This is a genomic window from Pricia sp. (genome assembly GCF_041745955.1).
GTDB lineage: Bacteria > Bacteroidota > Bacteroidia > Flavobacteriales > Flavobacteriaceae > Pricia.
Map to the genome: position 1 here is coordinate 1 of NZ_JBGTHY010000506.1, position 3,846 is coordinate 3,846.

At 43.8% G+C, this 3,846-nt stretch carries 2 protein-coding genes and 1 pseudogene; all 3 read left to right on the forward strand.

Annotation, left to right across the window (positions count from 1 at the left end; translation table 11 throughout):
• Positions 1–510: pseudogene (locus ACEW8S_RS17850) on the forward strand (TonB-dependent receptor); the annotation flags it as partial.
• A gap of 4 nt (positions 511–514) precedes the next feature.
• Positions 515–2,263, forward strand: coding sequence for a RagB/SusD family nutrient uptake outer membrane protein (locus ACEW8S_RS17855; protein ID WP_373519465.1), 1,749 nt, complete (start codon positions 515–517; stop codon positions 2,261–2,263).
• 257 nt (positions 2,264–2,520) lie between these two features.
• Positions 2,521–3,846 (forward strand): FG-GAP repeat domain-containing protein (locus ACEW8S_RS17860; RefSeq protein WP_373519466.1); only part of this gene is annotated, 1,326 nt, incomplete at its 3' end.

Genomic DNA, 3,846 nt, shown 5'->3' on the forward strand with positions numbered 1-3,846 from the left:
CCCGATTTTACGTATGGTGTGAATTTAAACGTTGCCTATAAAGGGTTCGACGTGTCAGCATTTATCCAAGGAGTACAAGGAAATGATCTGTACAACTATGACAAGATTTATACCGATATGCCAAGTTTTTCCAACACCAACCGTAGTGTTCGTGTATTGGACTCATGGAGGCCCGATAACTTGGATGCAACTATTCCAAGATTGAGTTTTGCGGTACCGAACAATGAAACCCAGGCCAACTCTTTCTTTGTGGAGGATGGTTCGTTTGCGCGCTTGAAAAACCTGCAAATTGGCTATTCGCTAAGCGACAATGTTGTCGATAGACTTGGATTGAGTACGTTACGATTCTTCCTGCAAGGCGCCAACTTATTTACCCTTACGGGATACGACGGGATGGATCCTGAACTCGGGCCAAGAGACAATGGTAGCGACAACCTGACTATTGGGGTTGATGACAATCAATATCCTATAGCAGCGATTTATACATTTGGTGTTAATTTAAAATTCTAAAAAAATGAAAAAGAAATTATTTTATTACACAGCACTATTTATGACCTTGCTTGCCTGTAGCGATGACTTTACCCAGATTACTCCCGTCGGCGCACTTGCCGATGAGGCACTGGCAAATGAAACAGGGGTCGATTTATTATTGACAGGCGCCTATTCTTTGCTGGACGGTATCCGAAATAATCAGGGAGCGGACGATTGGGCCGTTGCCGGAGACAACTGGTGGTTCGATGTACTTTCCGATGATGCCCATAAAGGGAGTACCGATGGGGATCAACCGGATCTATACTCTTTGGAAATTTATGACTGGGCAACGGCCAACAGCTATATTTTTGGAAAGTGGAATGGCCTTTACGCAGGGGTCAACCGTGCTAATGCCGTTATTTCCTTGATTGGATTCACCGAAGGTGATTTTAACGGAAAATTGGCCGAAGCCAGATTTTTAAGGGGACATTACAATTTTGAGCTCCAAAAAATCTATGGAAATCCTGCCTTTATTTCCGTGGATAATTATGCGGCAACTGAATTCAATCAGCCCAACACCGGTCCTATTTGGGATCTAATCGAGGCGGATTTTCAATTTGCCATCGATAATTTACCGATCAGTCAAGAAGATGCTGGGAGACCGACTTCTTGGACCGCAAAGGCGTTCATGGGCAAAACACACCTCTATCAGGCTGAATGGGCGCCGGCTTTAGCGTTATTGAACGATGTTATCAATAACGGTCCGTATGCGTTGAACGCGGAATTTCTTGACAACTTCAATGCTCCCGGTGAGAACGGACCGGAATCAGTTTTCGCAATTCAATTTGCCGCCGATGCTGGTCAATCTTTTAATGGCAACCGCGGGGGTACCTTGAATTCGCCAGGTGGTGGACCGATCGAATCTTGCTGTGGGTTTTACCAACCCACCCAAGATTTGGTAAATGCTTTTGAAACCGATGGAAGTGGCCTTCCTTTATTAGACACTTATAACAACGATGATATTGTCAATGATGCTGCAGTGAACACCAGCGAGGTGGCATACGATGCCGACACAAAAAAATATGATCCGAGCCTAGATACTTTTGTGGCGGAAACCGCACCATTAGACCCAAGGTTGGATTATACTGCGGGGCGAAGAAAAATTGATTTCAACGGTTGGGGCGCAAACCCCGGGAAAGTTTGGGTAAGGGCCACTTTTGAGGATCTATCCGGCCCATATTTGGCTAAAAAGAACTTTTACCAGGCCGGTGAAGATGTCAATAGAGGAACCGGAGCTTGGGGCGAGCAACGTCCGGGCATCAACTATAACATTATGCGTTTTGCCGATGTATTGTTGATGGCAGCGGAAGCAGCCATTGAAACCGGAGACCTTGCTACTGCCTTGGACTATGTGAACCGGGTACGTAATAGGGCCAAAAACATGACCTATGTTCAGGCCAGAGGACCGGGAGATGAAATTATCGCAGGTACGCCGGCCGCCAACTATCAGATTGAGCCCTATCCCGCTTTTGCGGGTCAAGATTTCGCAAGAAAAGCAGTGCGTTTCGAACGACGTTTGGAATTGGGCATGGAGGGCCACCGTCTTTTTGATCTTAGAAGATGGGGAGTTGCTCAACAAACTATGAACGAGTATGCAGATAATGAGGCTAGGACTATTCCGAACTTTGGCCAAAAGTTCAAGACCTATGAGCCGAGGCACGATTTGTTGCCGATTCCCTTGAATGCCATCGATCTAAGTGGCGGGGTGTTGACACAGAACCCAGGGTTCTAATAGCCCATCATATTTAAATTCATAAACTATGGGGCGCTTTATGCGCCCCATTTTTTTTAGTAAAGGATAAAAAAGTCTCTTGGTCGGTAATAAATCAAATCTGCCATTAATCAGTTCCTTTTCTTTCTTTGAGTTCATACTAAAATTACGGGATTTAACATGCCAACGATTATTCTTTGATTCCAACCTTGCAATTGCAGGGATTGTTTTTAATTTTATCGCACATTCAAATGTGCAACAAATTGTATTTTAATAAAATGAAAAAAATACATTTACTTTTTTGTGTTATGCTCCTTGCACTATCCTCCTGTCAAGAGAAAAAAAACACGCTCTTCTCAAAAGTGTCGTCCAAGGACTCGGGAATAACATTCAACAATCAAATTATCGAAAACGACAGTTTTAACATTCTTACCAATGAGTACATTTTCAACGGCGGTGGGGTTGCAGTGGGAGACTTTGATAATGATAACCGACCCGATCTTTTTTTTACGGGAAACCAAGTGGTTAATAAATTGTATTTGAACCAAGGCTACCTCAAGTTCAAGGATGTTTCTGACGAAGCGGGCATCGAAGCCAATGACCGATGGAAAACAGGAATTGCGGTAATCGATATCAACAATGATAACTTATTGGACGTTTACGTATGTGCTGCCATGCTAACAGAAAAAGCAAACATGCTTTTCGTAAATCAGGGCGTTGATGAAAACGGAGTCCCGAATTTTAAGGAAATGGCCCGGCAATATGGCATTGCCGATACAAGAAACAGCATGGGGGCCACCTTTTTCGACTACAACAACGATGGCCTTATGGACCTCTATGTATTGAACAATGTGGAAATTCACGAATTGCCAACGAACTACAGGGCGAAAATAACCGATGGCTCGGCACTTAGCAATGACCGTTTGTATCGCAACAACGGTAACGGTACCTTTTCCGATGTTACTATCGAGGCCGGAATTACTATCGAAGGTTTCGGTCTTGGAATAGCCGCCGCGGATTTAAATTACGACGGATGGACAGACCTTTATATTAGCAACGATTATTTGACCAACGATATTCTGTATATCAACAATCAAGACGGCACTTTTACCAATCGAATCGATACCCTTATAAAACACCAAAGTAAATTTTCGATGGGCAACGATATTTCGGATTTCAATAACGATGGCTATTTGGATATCTATACGTTGGATATGTTGGGGGAAACCAACCATAGGTTAAAAACTACGATCGGAAATAATAAATACACAAATTATATTCTGAACGAAAAATACGATTACGAATACCAGTATATGCGAAATATGCTGCAAATGGGCAACGGCGTCGACTTGCCCTATAGCGAAATCGGGCTCATGGCCGGCGTATCGCAAACCGATTGGAGCTGGTCTCCATTGTTTGTAGATGCCGATAACGACGGGCTTAAGGATTTGCTTATTACCAACGGGTTTCCCCGTGATATTACCGACATGGACTTCGGGGATTTCAATTTCAACGTGCGTCGCTATTTGGGCCCGGGTAAGATTTTGGATTCCATTCCCGTGGTTAAAATACCGAATTATGCCTATAAAAATATGGGGGATGCC